Annotated in this window: 13 protein-coding genes; 2 read left to right on the top strand and 11 right to left on the bottom strand. The window is 58.1% G+C overall.

Features of this window, described 5'->3' with window-relative positions; translation table 11 throughout:
• Window positions 1–132: 132 nt before the first annotated feature.
• From SK3146_RS24565 to SK3146_RS24530, 8 genes are all read right to left on the bottom strand, one after another.
• The gene (locus tag SK3146_RS24565; RefSeq protein WP_249861235.1) at window positions 133–1,143 is read right to left on the bottom strand and encodes an AraC family transcriptional regulator; all 1,011 of its coding nucleotides are present in this window, start codon (window positions 1,141–1,143) and stop codon (window positions 133–135) included.
• 245 nt (window positions 1,144–1,388) lie between these two features.
• A complete protein-coding gene (locus tag SK3146_RS24560; RefSeq protein WP_249861234.1) occupies window positions 1,389–2,108 on the bottom strand; it encodes a G1 family glutamic endopeptidase in 720 nt (239 codons plus the stop codon).
• Window positions 2,109–2,514: 406 nt separating this feature from the next.
• The gene (gene pflA / locus SK3146_RS24555) at window positions 2,515–3,294 is read right to left on the bottom strand and encodes a pyruvate formate-lyase-activating protein (RefSeq protein WP_249861233.1); all 780 of its coding nucleotides are present in this window, start codon (window positions 3,292–3,294) and stop codon (window positions 2,515–2,517) included.
• Between the two features lie 156 nt (window positions 3,295–3,450).
• Complete coding sequence (pflB, locus tag SK3146_RS24550) at window positions 3,451–5,727, bottom strand: formate C-acetyltransferase (protein WP_249861232.1); 2,277 nt, start codon at window positions 5,725–5,727, stop codon at window positions 3,451–3,453.
• Window positions 5,728–5,795: 68 nt separating this feature from the next.
• Window positions 5,796–8,411, bottom strand: coding sequence for a bifunctional acetaldehyde-CoA/alcohol dehydrogenase (gene adhE, locus SK3146_RS24545; protein WP_249861231.1), 2,616 nt, complete (start codon window positions 8,409–8,411; stop codon window positions 5,796–5,798).
• A 148-nt stretch (window positions 8,412–8,559) separates the two neighbouring features.
• Window positions 8,560–9,105: a hemerythrin domain-containing protein gene (locus tag SK3146_RS24540; RefSeq protein WP_249861230.1), complete on the bottom strand. Its 546-nt coding sequence runs from the start codon at window positions 9,103–9,105 to the stop codon at window positions 8,560–8,562.
• Between the two features lie 15 nt (window positions 9,106–9,120).
• The gene (locus SK3146_RS24535; protein ID WP_249861229.1) at window positions 9,121–9,384 is read right to left on the bottom strand and encodes a hypothetical protein; all 264 of its coding nucleotides are present in this window, start codon (window positions 9,382–9,384) and stop codon (window positions 9,121–9,123) included.
• The gene (locus tag SK3146_RS24530; protein WP_249866421.1) at window positions 9,377–9,925 is read right to left on the bottom strand and encodes a DoxX family protein; all 549 of its coding nucleotides are present in this window, start codon (window positions 9,923–9,925) and stop codon (window positions 9,377–9,379) included. Before SK3146_RS24530 ends, SK3146_RS24535 begins: the two co-directional genes overlap by 8 nt.
• Before the next feature lie 495 nt (window positions 9,926–10,420).
• Here SK3146_RS24530 and SK3146_RS24525 point away from each other — a divergent pair, with 495 nt between their 5' ends.
• Both SK3146_RS24525 and SK3146_RS24520 read left to right on the top strand, forming a co-directional pair.
• Window positions 10,421–11,293 carry a 3-hydroxyacyl-CoA dehydrogenase family protein gene (locus SK3146_RS24525; RefSeq protein ID WP_249861228.1) on the top strand — a complete coding sequence of 291 codons (873 nt, stop codon included), beginning with the start codon at window positions 10,421–10,423 and terminating at the stop codon, window positions 11,291–11,293.
• Window positions 11,290–12,552, top strand: a complete 1,263-nt coding sequence (locus SK3146_RS24520) for an acetate/propionate family kinase (RefSeq protein ID WP_249861227.1) — start codon at window positions 11,290–11,292, stop codon at window positions 12,550–12,552. Before SK3146_RS24525 ends, SK3146_RS24520 begins: the two co-directional genes overlap by 4 nt.
• A 341-nt stretch (window positions 12,553–12,893) precedes the next feature.
• Here the strand turns inward: SK3146_RS24520 and SK3146_RS24515 are convergent, their stop codons facing one another.
• From SK3146_RS24515 to SK3146_RS24505, 3 genes are all read right to left on the bottom strand, one after another.
• Window positions 12,894–13,745, bottom strand: a complete 852-nt coding sequence (locus SK3146_RS24515) for a formate/nitrite transporter family protein (RefSeq protein WP_249861226.1) — start codon at window positions 13,743–13,745, stop codon at window positions 12,894–12,896.
• Between the two features lie 31 nt (window positions 13,746–13,776).
• Entirely contained in the window at window positions 13,777–14,295 is a 519-nt protein-coding gene (locus SK3146_RS24510) for a hemerythrin domain-containing protein (protein WP_249861225.1), read from the bottom strand.
• Between the two features lie 164 nt (window positions 14,296–14,459).
• Window positions 14,460–15,743 carry a class II aldolase/adducin family protein gene (locus SK3146_RS24505; protein WP_249861224.1) on the bottom strand — a complete coding sequence of 428 codons (1,284 nt, stop codon included), beginning with the start codon at window positions 15,741–15,743 and terminating at the stop codon, window positions 14,460–14,462.
• Between the last annotated feature and the right edge of the window lie 75 nt (window positions 15,744–15,818).

Genomic DNA, 15,818 nt, shown 5'->3' with positions numbered 1-15,818 from the left:
TCGTTCCGTAACTAGCCCGCAGCGCCAAATTTCTTGTTGAATCCGCCAAATGCGAAAACTCGGAAAAATACGAGAACTGCGCGAGACGGATCAGGCGGAATTTGGTGAGGTTAATTAGATGAGATTGGTGCTCTATAACCGCGGGTTTGCCTCGATATGCCGGGAACGCCAGCGGGAAGGCGTGTCGCCTTCCCAATTGCGAAAGGCGCGATAAAACGAGTTCTGGTCTTCGTATCCAAGCAAGAACGCCACTTCTTTTATATCAAGCTCAGGATCTGTCAAATATTGCCGCGCCTGTTCATGCCGAACCTGCGACAGCAGCTGCTTGAACGTTGTCCCTTCCTCCGTAAGGCGGCGCTGCAGGGTTCGATCGCTCATGCCGAGCCCGCTCGCCGCAGTCCGAATGTCGAGGCGCCCTCCGGTTAAGCTGCGCTTCAAAAACCACTTGACCATATCAGAGACGGAACGGCTGATCTGTTCATCCAGCGAGCGGTCCAGCACGGGAGTCAGGATCTCCAGCAGCTCTTGGTTATACGATATAAAAGGGCGGTCCAGGTCGCTCCGGCGCAGCGTCAACCGGTTCTCGGCCGCCCCCGTCCGAACAGGACATCCGAAGTAAGCTTCAAGGGGCTGTACATCTCCCATCGAGTGAGTAAATTCCGCGGACATTGCGGTGATAGGCCGGCCCGTGCCGCGCCGTCCAAGCTCCAGAAGAAAGGCCAGCGTGGTGCCGACCAGCACGGGCGGTACGGGGCGCTTGCCGGGCATCCATTCCAATTCGACGGTACAGCGCTCTCCCTCTTCGGTTATCCGCAAGCTTTCCGGAGGACACAGCCGCTTATACCGGGCCATCCGGTTCAGGGCATCGCGATAGTCGCGAGCATGATAGGTAGCCAGGACGGTCGGCGGATATTGCGCCGTTGCAAAGACGGTGACGAGCCGGACGATTCCCGCAGCCGCGTCACCTGCGAGATCGGCGTACGCTTGCCAAACGGCGAAATATTGGGAGGCGGTGACTTCAGCCTCATCGGCAATTGCGGCGAGCGGCAGCCGCGCTTTGCGGGCTACGTCCTGCGGGTCCATCCCCAATTGCTGCAATCCCGCCCAAAATCCCGGCGGAAATTTGATACGGTCGGATTTCATTGCTTATGGATCTCCTTTTAGCTGCTTACCTATTCGTTCCGGGTACTAATAAGTATACATTAATTATGCGCTTTTCTTCATCCAAGGGATACGCAGCCATACAAATAAGCCGCCCCGGAAGGAGGTCGGCTTAAAACTGAAATGTCGCGGGGAAACGGCCGGGCTTTTGAAGCCTGGTGAAAAAAGCGCGGAAGAGCCATTGGAATCTGGAAAAGCGCTGCCCGGCGCAAAGCCGCTGCTTCGGGTTATTTCGGTGGCCGGGGCGTTCGGGAACCGTAGGCTGCGAAGAAGCCGTCCTTGCTCTTGCTTGGAAGAGACGGCGTGGAGACTGTCTTGCCGTTCTGAACCATAACGCCTCTCTGCGCAGACTTGAGCCGCGGGTTGCTCCGGTTGAGGCGGCACCTGGTAAACGGAAGCCGGGTATACTTGGCCAAATTGGTTATCTGATTGTTGAGCGAAGGCGCCTCCATGATCCATTCCGCGGTAAGAGCCGGTCCGCTGTAGGCGACCGTTTTGGAGAAAACCCAGCCTTGGGTTCGATTGGCAAGGACAATACGCCATCGATTCGCGCCGCTTCGCCGGGAAATGCTCGCATACATCCAATCGCCGGCCGAAACCTTATGAGGGATTCTCGTCTCGGCCGCAGGCAGTATTTCCCACCAGGCGTAATAATGGGCTTTGCCGTTCTTGTAGTGCTGTTCGGTTCCGGTTTGAATTAACGAGGAGTTACCGAATCCGTCAATGCCGATCCAAGTCGAGGAATATTTGTCTGACTCGCTTGCTCTTATCCGCGGTACCCTCCAATAGGCGGAGATGCTGCGGCATGAATTTTTTTTCGTTTTCTTCACGGCGTACCCCGACCAGTTGGCGGATGTCCACCCCGCCGCCAGCGCATTCTGCCGGATTCCCGTCTTGGAAGACACCGGCTTGCAGGGCGACGAGCCTTTCCGTATGCTTCGCGCCAAACCTTTCACCACCTGTTCGCCTTTATCTGCCGCATCGGAATGTTAAGTCCTTTACAGCGATCGCATCGCTGTATTCCAATCGGCGAATAAACCTGCTTATAACCGGGCGCTTCGCTTCTTGGAAAGCCGAAAGCCCCGATGGAGGTTTATTTCATATGGCTATTCGAACCGGGGAGAACCGGACACGGACGGCTGTCACAAAGAGCATGAAACAGGCGCGCCGCGGCGGCAAGCAATCCGTTCCGCCAAGGCGCCGCACAGCAAGAGCGCAGAAACAGCGAACAAGCGGCCCGCTCCGAATATATCCGGAAAGGACCGCTTGTTTTCATTATAATCGGTTGCATCGGTTGCATCGGTTGTATGGAGGCGTTTCGGATAAGATGGTTCCAATACGCTCCACGTCCGCTCACCAACTCCCGCCCATCCCCTGGGCAATCAGCCGCTTGGCCCGCTCCACCTCGCGTTCGTCCGGTTCGGCGACGCCTTCCAGCGGATAAGGCCTGCCGAGCTGCTGCCATTTGTATACGCCCATCCGGTGATAAGGCAGCAGCTCCAGCTTCTCGACGTTGGTCAGCTTGCCCAGGAAAGCGCCGAGCTTCCTCAGATCCTCGCTGCCGTCGGTCAGGCCGGGGACGAGCACATGGCGAATCCAGACCGGTTTGCCCTGCGCGGACAACAGCTCGGCGAAATGCAGCGTCCGCTCGTTGGATTGACTGGTCAGCGCCGTATGCTTCGCCGGATCGATATGCTTCACGTCGAGCAGCACCAAATCCGTCACCTCCATCAGCTCCTGCACATGGTCGGGCTCGCAGAAGCCGGACGAATCGAGGGCGGTGTGCAGCCCCCAGCGCCGCTTGACTTCGGTGAACAAGGCGGCGACGAACGCGGCCTGCAAGGTCGGCTCTCCCCCGGTGACGGTAATGCCGCCCCCGGAGCGCCTGTAATATTCCAGGTACGGCTCCAGCTCGCCGAGAATTTCGTCTACGGTGACGACCCGGCCCTTGGCCGAATCCCAAGTATCCGGATTATGGCAGTATTGGCATTGCAGCGCGCAGCCCTGCATGAACAGCACGAAGCGTATGCCCGGGCCGTCGACCGTTCCGAACGTTTCGATCGAATGGATGCGGCCGGTATGAGAGTGGACGGCTCCGGCGTGACTGTGTTGGGAATGTAAAGTGCCGTTCATACGGTATGCTCCTTTCCTTGAGCGCCGCCCCTCCCGGATTGCCCGGTACGACTAACCGCCCGATATCCGGGGTTGAAGGCGAACGCTTGCGTTTCTACGGACTGTTTCCGCTTGAGCTAGTTCTTCTTGTTCATCAGACGATCAGATCAGATCCAATCAGATTGATCCGTGGAACGTCCGGTGGATGACGTCGAGCTGCTGCTCGCGGGTCAGCTTGACGAAGTTGACCGCATAACCGGAGACGCGGATCGTCAGCTGCGGATAATTCTCCGGATGCTCCATCGCGTCGAGCAGATGCTCGCGGTCGAACACGTTCACGTTCAGATGATGGCCGCCGGTCGCGGAATAGCCGTCGAGCAGGCTGACCAGATTGTTCACCCGCGCCTGCTGCTCCTTGCCGAGCGCCTTCGGGACGATCGAGAACGTATTGGAGATGCCGTCCAGGCTGCTCTCGTAAGGAATCTTCGCTACCGAAGCGAGCGAAGCCAAGGCGCCTTTGCGGTCGCGGCCGTGCATCGGATTGGCTCCCGGAGCGAACGGCTCTCCCGCCTTGCGTCCGTCCGGCGTGCTGCCGGTCTTCTTCCCGTAGACGACGTTCGAGGTGATCGTCAGCACGGACATCGTCGTCACCGCATTGCGGTAGGTCTTATGCTTGCGCAGCTTGGCGATGAACGCTTCCGTCAGCTCCACGGCAATGCGGTCGACCCGCTCGTCGTTGTTGCCGTACTGCGGGTATTCGCCTTCGATCTCGAAGTCGACGGCGATGCCCCGCTCGTTGCGGATCGGGCGGACCTTGGCGTATTTCAGCGCGCTCAAGCTGTCGGCGACGACGGACAAGCCCGCTATGCCGCATGCCATCGTGCGCAAAATATCTTTGTCGTGGAGCGCCATCTCCAGCCGCTCGTAGCTGTACTTGTCATGCATATAGTGAATGACGTTCAGCGTGTTGATATACAGCTTGGCCAGCCATTCCAGCACGATATCGTATTTCGGCATGACCTCGTCGTACGTGAGCGTCTCGCTCAGGATCGGCGCGATGGCCGGTCCGACTTGAATGCCGAGCTTCTCGTCCACGCCGCCGTTAATTGCGTAGAGGAGCGCTTTGGCCAGATTCGCGCGGGCTCCGAAAAACTGCATCTGCTTGCCGATCCGCATCGCCGATACGCAGCAGGCGATCCCGTAATCGTCGCCGAATTGCGGCAGCATCAGATCGTCATTCTCGTACTGAATCGAGCTTGTCTCGATCGACACCTTGGCGCAGTAAGCTTTGAACGCCTCGGGCAGACGCGGCGACCAGAGCACCGTCAAATTCGGCTCCGGCGCGGGCCCGAGGTTGTACAGCGTATGCAGGATGCGGAATGAGCTGCGCGTCACGCGGGTCGTTCCGTCCAGCGCCATGCCGCCGACGGATTCCGTCACCCAGGTCGGGTCGCCGCTGAACAGCTCGTTGTAATCGGGCGTGCGCAGAAACTTCACGATACGGAGCTTCATGACGAAATGGTCCATCAGCTCCTGCGCGGTTTCCTCCGTCAGTCTGCCTGCCTTCAAGTCGCGCTCGATATAAATGTCGAGGAAGCTGGATACGCGGCCGAGACTCATCGCGGCCCCGTTCTGCTCCTTGATCGCGCCGAGGTAGGCGAAGTACAGCCATTGCACCGCTTCCTGGGCCGACACGGCCGGCCGGGAAATATCGCAGCCGTAGGAGGCGGCCATCCGCTTCAGCTCGCGCAGCGCGGCGATTTGCTCGGACAGCTCCTCGCGGGCGCGGATGACCTCCTCGGTCATCGCGTCCACTTCGAGCTGAAGCTGCTCTTCCCGCTTCGCCGCGATCAGCCGGTCGACGCCGTACAAGGCGACGCGGCGGTAATCGCCGATGATCCGGCCGCGCCCGTAGGCGTCGGGTAGGCCGGTAATGATGCCCGCCTTCCGCGCCGTGCGCATCTCGGTCGTATAGGCGTCGAATACGCCCTGGTTATGCGTCTTGCGGATATCGGTGAACAGCTTGACGATCTCCTCCGGCAGCTGGAAGCCGTACGCCTCGCAAGCGTCCACGACCATCCGGATGCCTCCGAACGGCTGCACGGAGCGCTTGAACGGAGCGTCCGTCTGGAGACCGACGATCTGTTCCTTCTCCTGATCGATGTAACCCGGCGCATGGGACGTAATCGTCGATACCGTGTTCACGTCGATGTCCAGCACGCCTCCGTTGGCATTCTCCTGCTTCATCAGCTCGCGGATTCGCTCCCAGAGCGCGACGGTCGCCTCCGTCGGACCGGCCAGAAACGCTTCGTCGCCGGTATAGGGAGTCAAGTTCCGGTCGATGAAATCTTTTACATCGATATGGGTCTTCCATTTGCCGGAGCGAAACCCTTCGTAATACGCTTCCCATGCTTGCTGCTTCTGCTGCTGCAGCTCCGCTTCCTTCATTGCCATGACAGGCACCTCCAAAATATTATCTCAGCTTTGCACGATAAGATCAGATCATAGAATCGATAACGCCGTTATTCGAATTTTCCGTAAAACGCCTTGCGGTACAGCTCCGCCAGCTCGGTAACGAGCGGCATCCGCGGATTCGCCGTCGTGCATTGATCCTCGAAGGCGCGGTCGGCGAGCTCGTCGGCCTTGCTCTCGAATACTTGCGGGTCGATGCCGAGCTCCGAGAAGGAGGCCGGAATGCCGAGCGCCTGATTCAGCTTGCGGACCGCCTCGATCAAGCTGTTCACGCCCTCCTCCGTCGTGCGGGCGGGCAAGCCCAGAATACGGGCGATCTCCGCGTAGCGCTGATCGGCGACAAAATGGCTGTATTTCGGAAACGAAGCGTACTTCGTCGGCTTCTGCGCATTGTACCGGATTATGTGCGGCATCAATATGGCGTTAGTCCGTCCGTGCGCCGTATGGAACTCGCCGCCCCATTTGTGCGCCAGACTGTGGTTAATGCCCAGGAAGGCGTTGGCAAAGGCCATGCCCGCTATCGTCGAAGCGTTATGCATCTTCTCTCTTGCCAGCGGGTCCGCCGCGGCGAACGAAGGCTCGAGGTATTGGAACACGAGCTGAATCGCCTTGATCGCCAGACCGTCCGTATAATCGTTAGCCATGACGGATACGTAAGCTTCGATCGCATGGGTCAGCACGTCCATCCCCGTATCGGCTACCGCCGTTTTCGGCAGGCTGTATACATAATCCGGATCGATAATCGCTACATCCGGCGTCAGCTCGTAATCGGCCAGCGGGTATTTGGTATGGCCCGCCTGCTTGTCGGTAATGACGGCGAACGAGGTCACCTCGGAGCCCGTGCCCGAAGTCGTCGGAATCGCCACGAACTTCGCTTTGCGGCCGAGGCGCGGATATTTGTACACCCGCTTGCGGATGTCCAGAAATTTCTGTTTCAGCGATTGGAAGCTCGTATCCGGATATTCGTAGAACAGCCACATCGCCTTGGCCGCGTCCATCGGAGAACCGCCGCCGAGCGCGATCACGCAGTCCGGCTGGAACGATTCCATCAGCCTGGTGCCGCGTTCGACCGTATCGACGGAAGGATCGGGTTCGACATCGGCGAAAATTTCAATCGATACCGGCGTCTTCCGTTTGCGCAAATAATATTCGACGCGCTCGACATAACCCAGCTTCACCATCATCGGATCGGTGACGATCAGAATGCGGGAGATGTCCGGCATTTTCTCCAAATATTGCGTCGCGCCTTTCTCGAAATACACCTTCGGCGGAATTTTGAACCACTGCATATTGACCGTGCGGTAAGCGACCCGCTTAATGTTCAGCAGATTGACCGCGGTGACGTTGGCCGTCGTCGAATTATGGCCGTAAGAGCCGCAGCCGAGCGTCAGCGACGGCAGGTTCGTGTTGTAAATATCGCCGATCGCGCCGTGCGTCGACGGAGCGTTGACGATGATCCGGCCGGTTTGCAGCGCTGCGGAGAACTCCGCAATTACCTGCTCGTCATTGGAATGAATGACGGAGGAGTGACCCATGCCGCCGTAAGCGACCACTTCCGCCGCCCGGGCTATTCCCTGGGAGGCGTTCTTCACCTTGTAGCAGGCCAGCACCGGACTCAGCTTCTCGGCGGACAGCGGATAAGCTTCGCCGACGCCGCCCAGCTCGGCCGCCAGCACCTTCGTATTCTCCGGCACCGTGATGCCTGCCATCCCCGCGATTTGGACGGCGGACTGGCCGACGATAACGGCGTTGACCGCGCATTTCTCCGGGTTGATGACCAGCTTCGATACGGCTTCCGTCTCTTCCTTATTCAAGAAGTAGCAGCCCATATGGCTCATTAACTGCCTGGTCTGCGCGTAAACCGGCTCCTCGATAATGACCGCCTGCTCGGAGGCGCAGATCATGCCGTTATCGAACGTCTTGGACAAAATCAGATCGGTTACGGCCTGCTGCAAATTCGCCGTTTTCTCGATAAAGCAGGGCACGTTGCCCGGGCCTACGCCGAGCGCCGGCTTCCCTGTGCTGTACGCCGCCTTGACCATGGAGGCTCCGCCTGTCGCCAGCACCAGCGCGACGTCGGGATGGTTCATGAGCAGGTTAGTCGCTTCCAGAGACGGATGCTCGACCCACTGGATGCAGCCTTCGGGAGCGCCCGCCTTCACCGCCGCCTCCATGACCGTGCGCGCCGCGGCCTCGCTGCTGCGCTGAGCGGACGGATGGAAGGCGAAGATGATCGGATTGCGCGTTTTCATCGCGATCAGCGCCTTGAACATCGTCGTCGACGTCGGGTTCGTCACCGGCGTCACGCCGGCGATAATGCCTACGGGCTCCGCAACCTTCTGGTAGTGCTCATAGGGATTGTCTTCGATGACGCCGACTGTTTTGTCGTATTTGATGCTGTGATAAATGTACTCGGTGGCGAACAAATTTTTCGTAATTTTATCTTCATAGACCCCGCGGCCCGTCTCCTCGACGGCTTGCTTGGCAAGCGCCATATGTTTATCCAGCCCGGCCAGCGCCATCTGCTGCACGATGTTGTCGACCTCTTGCTGATTTAGCTGCAGCATGGCCTGCAATGCTTTCTTCGCCTTTTGAACGAGTCCGTTCACTTCTTCTTGCGCAGTAACCGCGCTGCCTGATGCCGCCTGCTTTTCTCTGACTGCCATAGTTTCGCCTCCAATGGATAAGCGGGCTTCCGCCGCTTTTATGTGATTTATTTCACAATATCTTGCGTCAAGCCTTTTCCCCGATTGCACAGCAGGTTTTGCATCTGCATAGCATCTACATGGCATCTGCATACCAGAAACCAGCAGCCTAAGAGAACAAATAATCCATGTCCGTCAGCACCTGCTCCGTCATCGGGAATACGAGCTGCTCCTCCTGGCGCAAATGCTCTTGCAGAATGCGGCAGGCATGAATCAGGTAGCCGGCCGCTTGGCTCGGCAGCATCGCATCGGGGTTGCTCTCGATCACGCGAACGGCTTTCAGGTAGGAGTTCAGATTGTCGGTCGCCAGTTCATGATCTTTCTCCAGCATCCACAGCGAAGGCACGATCGACGGCGCATGCTTGCGGTGGAAATAATCGTTCAAGAACGGATACAGCTCGTGCTCCTCCCATTCCGAATGGCGTTCCAGCTCTTCCAGAAAGGCCGTCGCTCCCAGCCGCAGCTGAAGCAATAACGGCAGGGCCCGCTTCGGATCGGTTTCCCGTTCCGCCAGTCTTGCCTGAGCATACATCCCGTTCAATGCCCGCAGCAGGTCGTCGTGTTCCCGCTTCAATCTCTCCAGCGCCTCGGAAAGCTCCGTTTCGTGCGCGGTCCCCAAGTCGCCTTGCGTTTCATAAGCCATTTTCCTGTCCATGGTCATGACCTCCGTTTATCGCTTGCCGTTATCGTTACACTTGCCGTCTTGCCGCTTGCAGAAGAGCGCCGGACTTGATCCAAGTCCGGGCTCCGTCTGCTTGCTTGATAGCAGCCGCGCTCCCTGCCGGTCTTGCAAGCGGGCTTCTTGATGTTCGGCGATGCATTCGCGGCCTGCGGCCGAGAGAAGCTTCCGCTCCCCGGCCGCTCTTTCACCACGCTTCTTGCTGTTCTTGCTGCTCCTTGCCGACTTGGCTTGATGTGCCGGACGGTTATACATGCACCGCTTTAGGCTTGCCGTCCGCCGCTGTCGGGCCGTTGTGTCCGCCGTGTCTCATCTTATGAAACGCTTTGCGAAGCAGCGGCATCAGGTAGTAGTCGACTCCGAAGCGTCCGGCGTTCGTTTCAGCCAGGAAGACGAGTCCGCCAATCAGGATCAGCCAAGGGTTAGTGCTTACGGTGCCCGCGAACATGAACATGAAGTTCATCAGCATACCGAAGAATGCCGCCGTCGTCGTCAATGCGCCGAGGATAAGTCCAAGGCCTACCAAGCATTCGCCGATCGGAATGACGATGTTAAACCATGTCGCGTTCGGCAGTGCGAAATGCTCCAGGAAGGCGGTGAAGGTCGGATAAACCAGCTCGTTGGTCGCCTTATCGACAATCGGCTTGGTGACGGCCCCTTTAATAAACCCTGTGGCGTCGAACCCGCCTGTCAGCTTGTGCCAGCCTGCCGTCAGCCACTCCCATCCGAGGTAAACCCGAATGATGAAAAATAATCCGGCCGCATAAACGTTTTCCCTAATCCACTTTAACATGATAATCCTCTCCCATTCTTTGATATGAAGTTTTAACATGAAATTAATTGTAAAACTGGAATGTTCTTTTTTTCACAAACTTATTTGTAAAAAATCTTTTCGACCAGCGGAGATCGATTGGATCCGGATGTTTTCTTCATGGCGATTCTCCTTTCCCTGTTTCATAGCGTTGCTTGGTTGTTATGTGAAGCCTTTATGCTCCGAAGCTTCATCTTGCGAACCTTGTTGTTATGAAGCTTGGCGCTGCGGGGTGTTTTGCTGTCCCCCATGGCTATAATGTACCAGACCTCAAGATAAAAGAATGTGCTTAAAATCACACTTGCCGGAATTTTTTTAAACTTCGTTTTGCTTCGACAATATCCCCCGCTAATCCGCGTTGAGGGCTGCGTTTTGCTCCAATCTGCGGCGCCGCTCCCGCCCGGAATAAGTTCCTTGTGAAAAGGATCACAGAGTTTCCCGTGCAGCGATCTTACAATAAGAATGGAAGGAGTGAGAGAGATGGAACTTAGAAAAATCGCCGTTATCGGCGCAGGCACGATGGGACAAGGCATCGCCGTTATGCTGGCGTCCAAAGGTTTGGACGTGCTTCTCTACGATAAAACGCCCGAGCTGCTCGGACAATCCGTTGAAGCGATCGAGGCTCATCTGGACCGGCAGATGGAACGATGGGCTCTTACACGTCAGGAGAAAAAGCTGATCCTCTCCAGGCTGCACAAGGTTACGGATATGGAAGCTTTGGCGGAATGCCAGCTTGCGATTGAGTCGGTTACGGAGCATTTCGAGACGAAGCAGCGGCTGTTCATCGAGCTCGACCGCATTCTTCCGCCGGATGCGATTCTTGCCACCAATACGGCTACGCTCAGCCTGACCTTGCTGGCAAGCAGGCTTGTTTATCCGGACCGGACGATCGGCATGCATTTCCTGCATCCGGCGGGGCAAATCCGCATGGTCGAGCTGGTGCGGGGCATGAATACGTCGGAGGAGACGTTCGCCCGAATGAGACGGTTCGCCGAGCAGGTGCTGGACAAGGAGAGCGTGCAGGTGTACGAATCTCCCGGCTATGTGACGACCCGGCTCATTTGCGTTCTGATCAACGAGGCGATCCACGCCTTGCTGGAGGGCGTCGCTTCCGCCGAGGACATCGACAAAGCGATGAAGCTCGGCTACGACTTTCATTACGGCCCGCTGGAAATGGCCGACCGGTTCGGCCTCGATTCCGTGCTCGCTTCGATGGAGGCTTTGTTTCTCGAATTCGGGGACGTGAAATTCCGGCCGAATACGCTGCTCAAGAAAACCGTGCGCTCCGGCAGGCTCGGGGTCAAAACGGGCAGAGGCTTTTTCCAATATACCGACGGAGGGGAAAGAATATGAACATCCTGGTTATCAATTCCGGCAGCTCCTCTTTGAAATATCAAATGTTCGATATGCAGCGCGAGCGGCTCATCGCCAAGGGCAGAGTCGAGCGGATCGGCTCGGAGACGGCGCTGATCTCTCAGCAGGACGGCGCGGGACACGAAGTGACGCTCGTGCAAGAGATTATGACGCATTCGGAGGCGATCAGCCTGATGCTGCGCCTCCTGACGAACCCGGATACCGGAGTGCTCCGCAGCGTAACGGACATTCACGGCGTCGGGCACCGGGTCGTCCACGGCGGCGAGGTGTTCACGGGCGAGGTGCTCATTAACGCCGGAGTCAAGCGGGAGATCAAGCGGCTGTACGACGTCGCCCCGCTCCATAACCCGGCGCATATGGTCGGCATTACCGCCGTGGAGGAGCATCTCCCGGATGTGCCGCAGGTCGCCGTATTCGATACGGCTTTCCATCAGACGCTCCCCGCGAAGGCGTACTTGTACCCGATTCCCCGGGTGCTTCACCGCAAATACGGTATTCGCCGCTACGGCTTTCACGGCACGTCGCATGAATATGTCAGCCGCCGCGCGGCGCTATTGCTCGGCAAGCCCGTCACGCAGCTGAATATGGTGACCTGCCATATCGGCAACGGGGTCAGCTGCACGGCCATCGAAGCCGGCCGCTCGGTCGACACGAGCATGGGCATGACGCCGCTCGAAGGGCTGATGATGGGAACCCGTTCGGGCGATCTCGATCCGGCGATCCTCCCTTATCTCATGATGAAGGAGGAGCTGACGCTGCATGAGATCAGCTCCATGCTGAACAAGCACAGCGGCCTGCTCGGCGTCTCCGGCATCAGCTCCGACGTGCGCGAAATTCAGGAAGCCGCCCGGCAGGGGCAGGCGAGCGCGATACTCGCGCTGGAGATGTACGAATACCGCATCCGCAAATATATCGGGGCGTATGCCGCGGCGATGAACGGCGTCGATGCGATCGTCTTTACCGGCGGCGTCGGCGAGAACTCGTCGTACTTGCGGCAGCAAATTACGCAGCGGCTGACTTATCTCGGGGTAGCCGTCGACGAGCGGCTCAACGAAGCGGCGGATAGCGGGGAGCGGCTCATCTCCGCCGAACAGTCCCGGGTCAGTGTCCTCGTCATTCCGACGAACGAGGAGCTGATGATCGCCCAGAAAACGTACGCTTTGCTGGAGAAGAAGGAAGCGGCGGCGCCAAGCTGCGATACGGATCGCGTTCACCACGCGGCATTGGGATCGGTGTAAACGGACGGATCTGCCCTATAGGAGGGGCAGTCGGTATGTTGCGCCGCTTGCCTCTGCTTATGGGATTCGACCTACTGCCGCGCGGCGCTGCAAACGCGCACTTCGGGATTCGCGCGCGTTGGAAAATTTCGCAGCATTGCGATGCGAGCGCAATAACTGTGTCGGTGTCTTTTCACGTTAGAGGAGCGGCCGCGTGCAGCGGTCGCTTTTATCGTTCATGCGCATCCAATGATCCCATTCTGGCTGCACGGCAAGCCAAAAAGACCAATTTCACCTTAACGAAATTGGTCTCAGTCATCGGCCTGTATTCAAGCGGCTGCTGGCGCTCGGGCCCGAATACCTCATAATTGCGGCTCCCTTATAGCCGGCTCCTTGCTCCCTTTCGCCTGCTGCCGGACCTGCTCCTCCGCGCTTTCTCCTTCCCGCAGCTTCCGTCTGTAGGCCAAACGATAGAGCCCGGCTACAAATAAACAACCCCCGATCGCATTGCCGAGAAAAACGGGGACGAAATTAGCCGCATACTCCCCCCAGCTCGCCTGTCCGGCGAAAATCGCGGCCGGAATGAGAAACATATTGGCGACCACGTGCTGAAAGCCGAGCGCCACGAACGCCATCGTCGGAAACCAGATGCCGAGCACCACTCCCGCTCCGTCGTCGGCGCCGTACGCGGTCCACACCGCCAGGGAGACAAGCCAGTTGCAGCCGACCCCCGAGATTAGCGCCGTCAGGAACGGCTCTTCCAGCTTGGCTTCGGTCAGCGCGACCATTTGGGCCAGATAAGGCCCGTGCTCCGTCATTCCGGCAAGATGGCCGAACGCATAGGCGACGAAGATCGCCCCGGCGAAGTTGCTCAGCGTGATGACCAGCCAGTTGGCGGCAACGCGCCTTAGCGGAATGCGTCCCGCCATGCAGGCGAAGGGCACGGCCATCATATTGCCGGTGAGCAGCTCGCCGCCCGCCGCCAGGCACAAGATCAGCCCCAGCGGAAAGACGGCGGCTCCGAGGAAGCTGCGGAAGCCTTCCCATTCGGGAGGCAGGCCGGCGCTTACGCGGATGGCCAGAAGAAAGCCGAGCGAGATGAAGGCGCCGGCGGCGAATCCGAGCGGAAGCTGGGCGGACAGCGGCAGGTTCGCTTTTTTCACGCCGAATTGCACGGTGCGCAGCGCGATTTGCTCCGGTTTGGCGAAGCCCATGGAACATCCCCCCTCCTAGATGCCGCCCGGCCTAAAATCCGTACCGGTTCGAACGGTCTTCGAGCGCCGCGATAATCTCTTCTTCCTGGCGGAAATGATGCTTCAATATCGAACCGGCCTGCAGCAAATAGGCTGCCATATCTTGAGCCTCGGCGCGGCGCACGGCATGACGGATGCGGTCGGCCGCCTTGATGAACGCCTCGATGCATTGCTCGGCAAGCTCATGCTCCTGCTCCATCAGCGGGAATTGATCCGGCTCCTCGCCGAAATACCAGGCGACCATCGGAAACATCTTCTCTTCCTCCCAATGGCTGTGGGCCATCAGCTCCTGCTGAAAGGCCAATGCCTTCCCGCGCAATTCAAGGAGCGGCTCCGTCCAATCGTCCGTCTGCTCCTCGTCCCCGATCGCCTTGGCGGCGGCGCATAATTCGCCCAACCCTTCTTCGAGCATCGCGTGCTCTTCCCTAAGCCGCTGCACCGCTTCGTTGAATTCATACAGCGGGTGGCCGATCGTCGTAAAATGCAAATCCATATTCATGCGCTGTCTCATCGCTTATCCCTCCGTTGGCTTCTAGGCCTTATGCTATGATCTCTTGCTAGTTCCCACTATACCGTATCCGAACGGGAATGTATGTGAAAACAATCACAAGTTGTCATGGATAATCGATTCGTTGTTTGACACGCATCGTCGCGCCTACCCCGCTTCAGCTTGCACTACAGCTTGAACGCTTCGTCGATCTCGCGGATTTTGTCCTGATCCATAACGACGATGCCGCCCAGACTTGCCGCCGAAATGACCGCTTTGGCGCTGTACTCGGCCACTTCCAATCTGTCGAACGCATTCAGCAGACTGTGCCCGACGGCGATCACGCATTCATTTTCCATGAGAGCGATCGGCGTATCCGGAGTAAACCGTTCCGCCGTTGCCTCCGGCGTCCGGAAAGCCGCGCCGTAAGGTAATTTCGGCATGCCTCTCAGCAAAATGTAGCTCTCGGGAATCGTCCTGGAATCGAACTTGGCAGCCGTCACGGCAAAGGCCATAATATTCGGCGGATGAGCGATAATAATCGAATTGACATGCGGCTGCTTATCGTAAATCCATTGATGCAGCCGAACCGAGCGGCTCGGTGCCTTCCCCGCCTCCACGCGGCCGCCGTCCACCCTTACAAGATCTTCGGGCCCGAGGTATTTCCGGTCCTGATCGAATGGCGTAATAATAAACGAATCTCCGTCGATTCTTTGCGAGAACGTGCCTTGCGTGCTTGTAAAAAGCTTCTGATGATAAGCGCGATGAATCAGCCGGCACATCTCCCGGCGCAGTCCTCTCTCCTTCGCGCTAAATCCGGCGGGAACGAAAGCCTCCGCTTGCGGCGTGTCCGCCAGCCGTTCGGCAAGCTGCTCGGGCGTCAGGGCGACCGGTTCGCCGATCCGTCTCGCCTTCAGCTCCAGCCTCGCGCAAAACTCCAGCGTTTCGAAGGCTTTGAACGCTTCGAACAAATCACTACCCCCGATCACGACGCCGTGATTTTCCAGCATCACCGTGTTGATTCCTCTCGCGAATACGTCGGCAATATTCCTCCCCAGCCGCTCGCTGCCGGGCAGCGCGTATTCCGCCATCCCCACCTCGCCGCAAATCCGGTAATCGTTGGGCAGCAAATGCAGGTTCGGGATTTGTCTGACGATGCTGAAGGCGACAAGCGCCGGCGGATGGGCGTGAAGCACCGCCTTCAGGTCGGGTCTGGCACGATAAATGCGCTCGTGAAAAGGAAGCTCGCTCGACGGCGCATGAATGCCGACCGACGTTCCGCCCGGCTTCACGCACACCACATCCTCGCGGGTCAGAGCCCCTTTGTCCACGCCGGCGGGCGTAATCCAAATATCTCCGTTCTCGTCGCGTATGGACAGATTGCCCCCGGACGTCGTAGTCATGCCGTAACCGTAAATTCGCTCCATCATCATAATGATTTGATCAGCCGGATGCGCCAGTTCAAAATGCATAGAGTCCACCTCTTTTTCCTATATAAATGCATATCCTCAGTATGAATTTCATTATAGCCCGCGGTAGCGCCGTAT

The sequence above is a fragment of the Paenibacillus konkukensis genome (assembly GCF_023523925.1).
Lineage (GTDB): Bacteria > Bacillota > Bacilli > Paenibacillales > NBRC-103111 > Paenibacillus_S > Paenibacillus_S doosanensis.
Note: the sequence above shows the minus strand (reverse complement) of the source record. Positions and strands in the feature narration are given on the sequence as shown.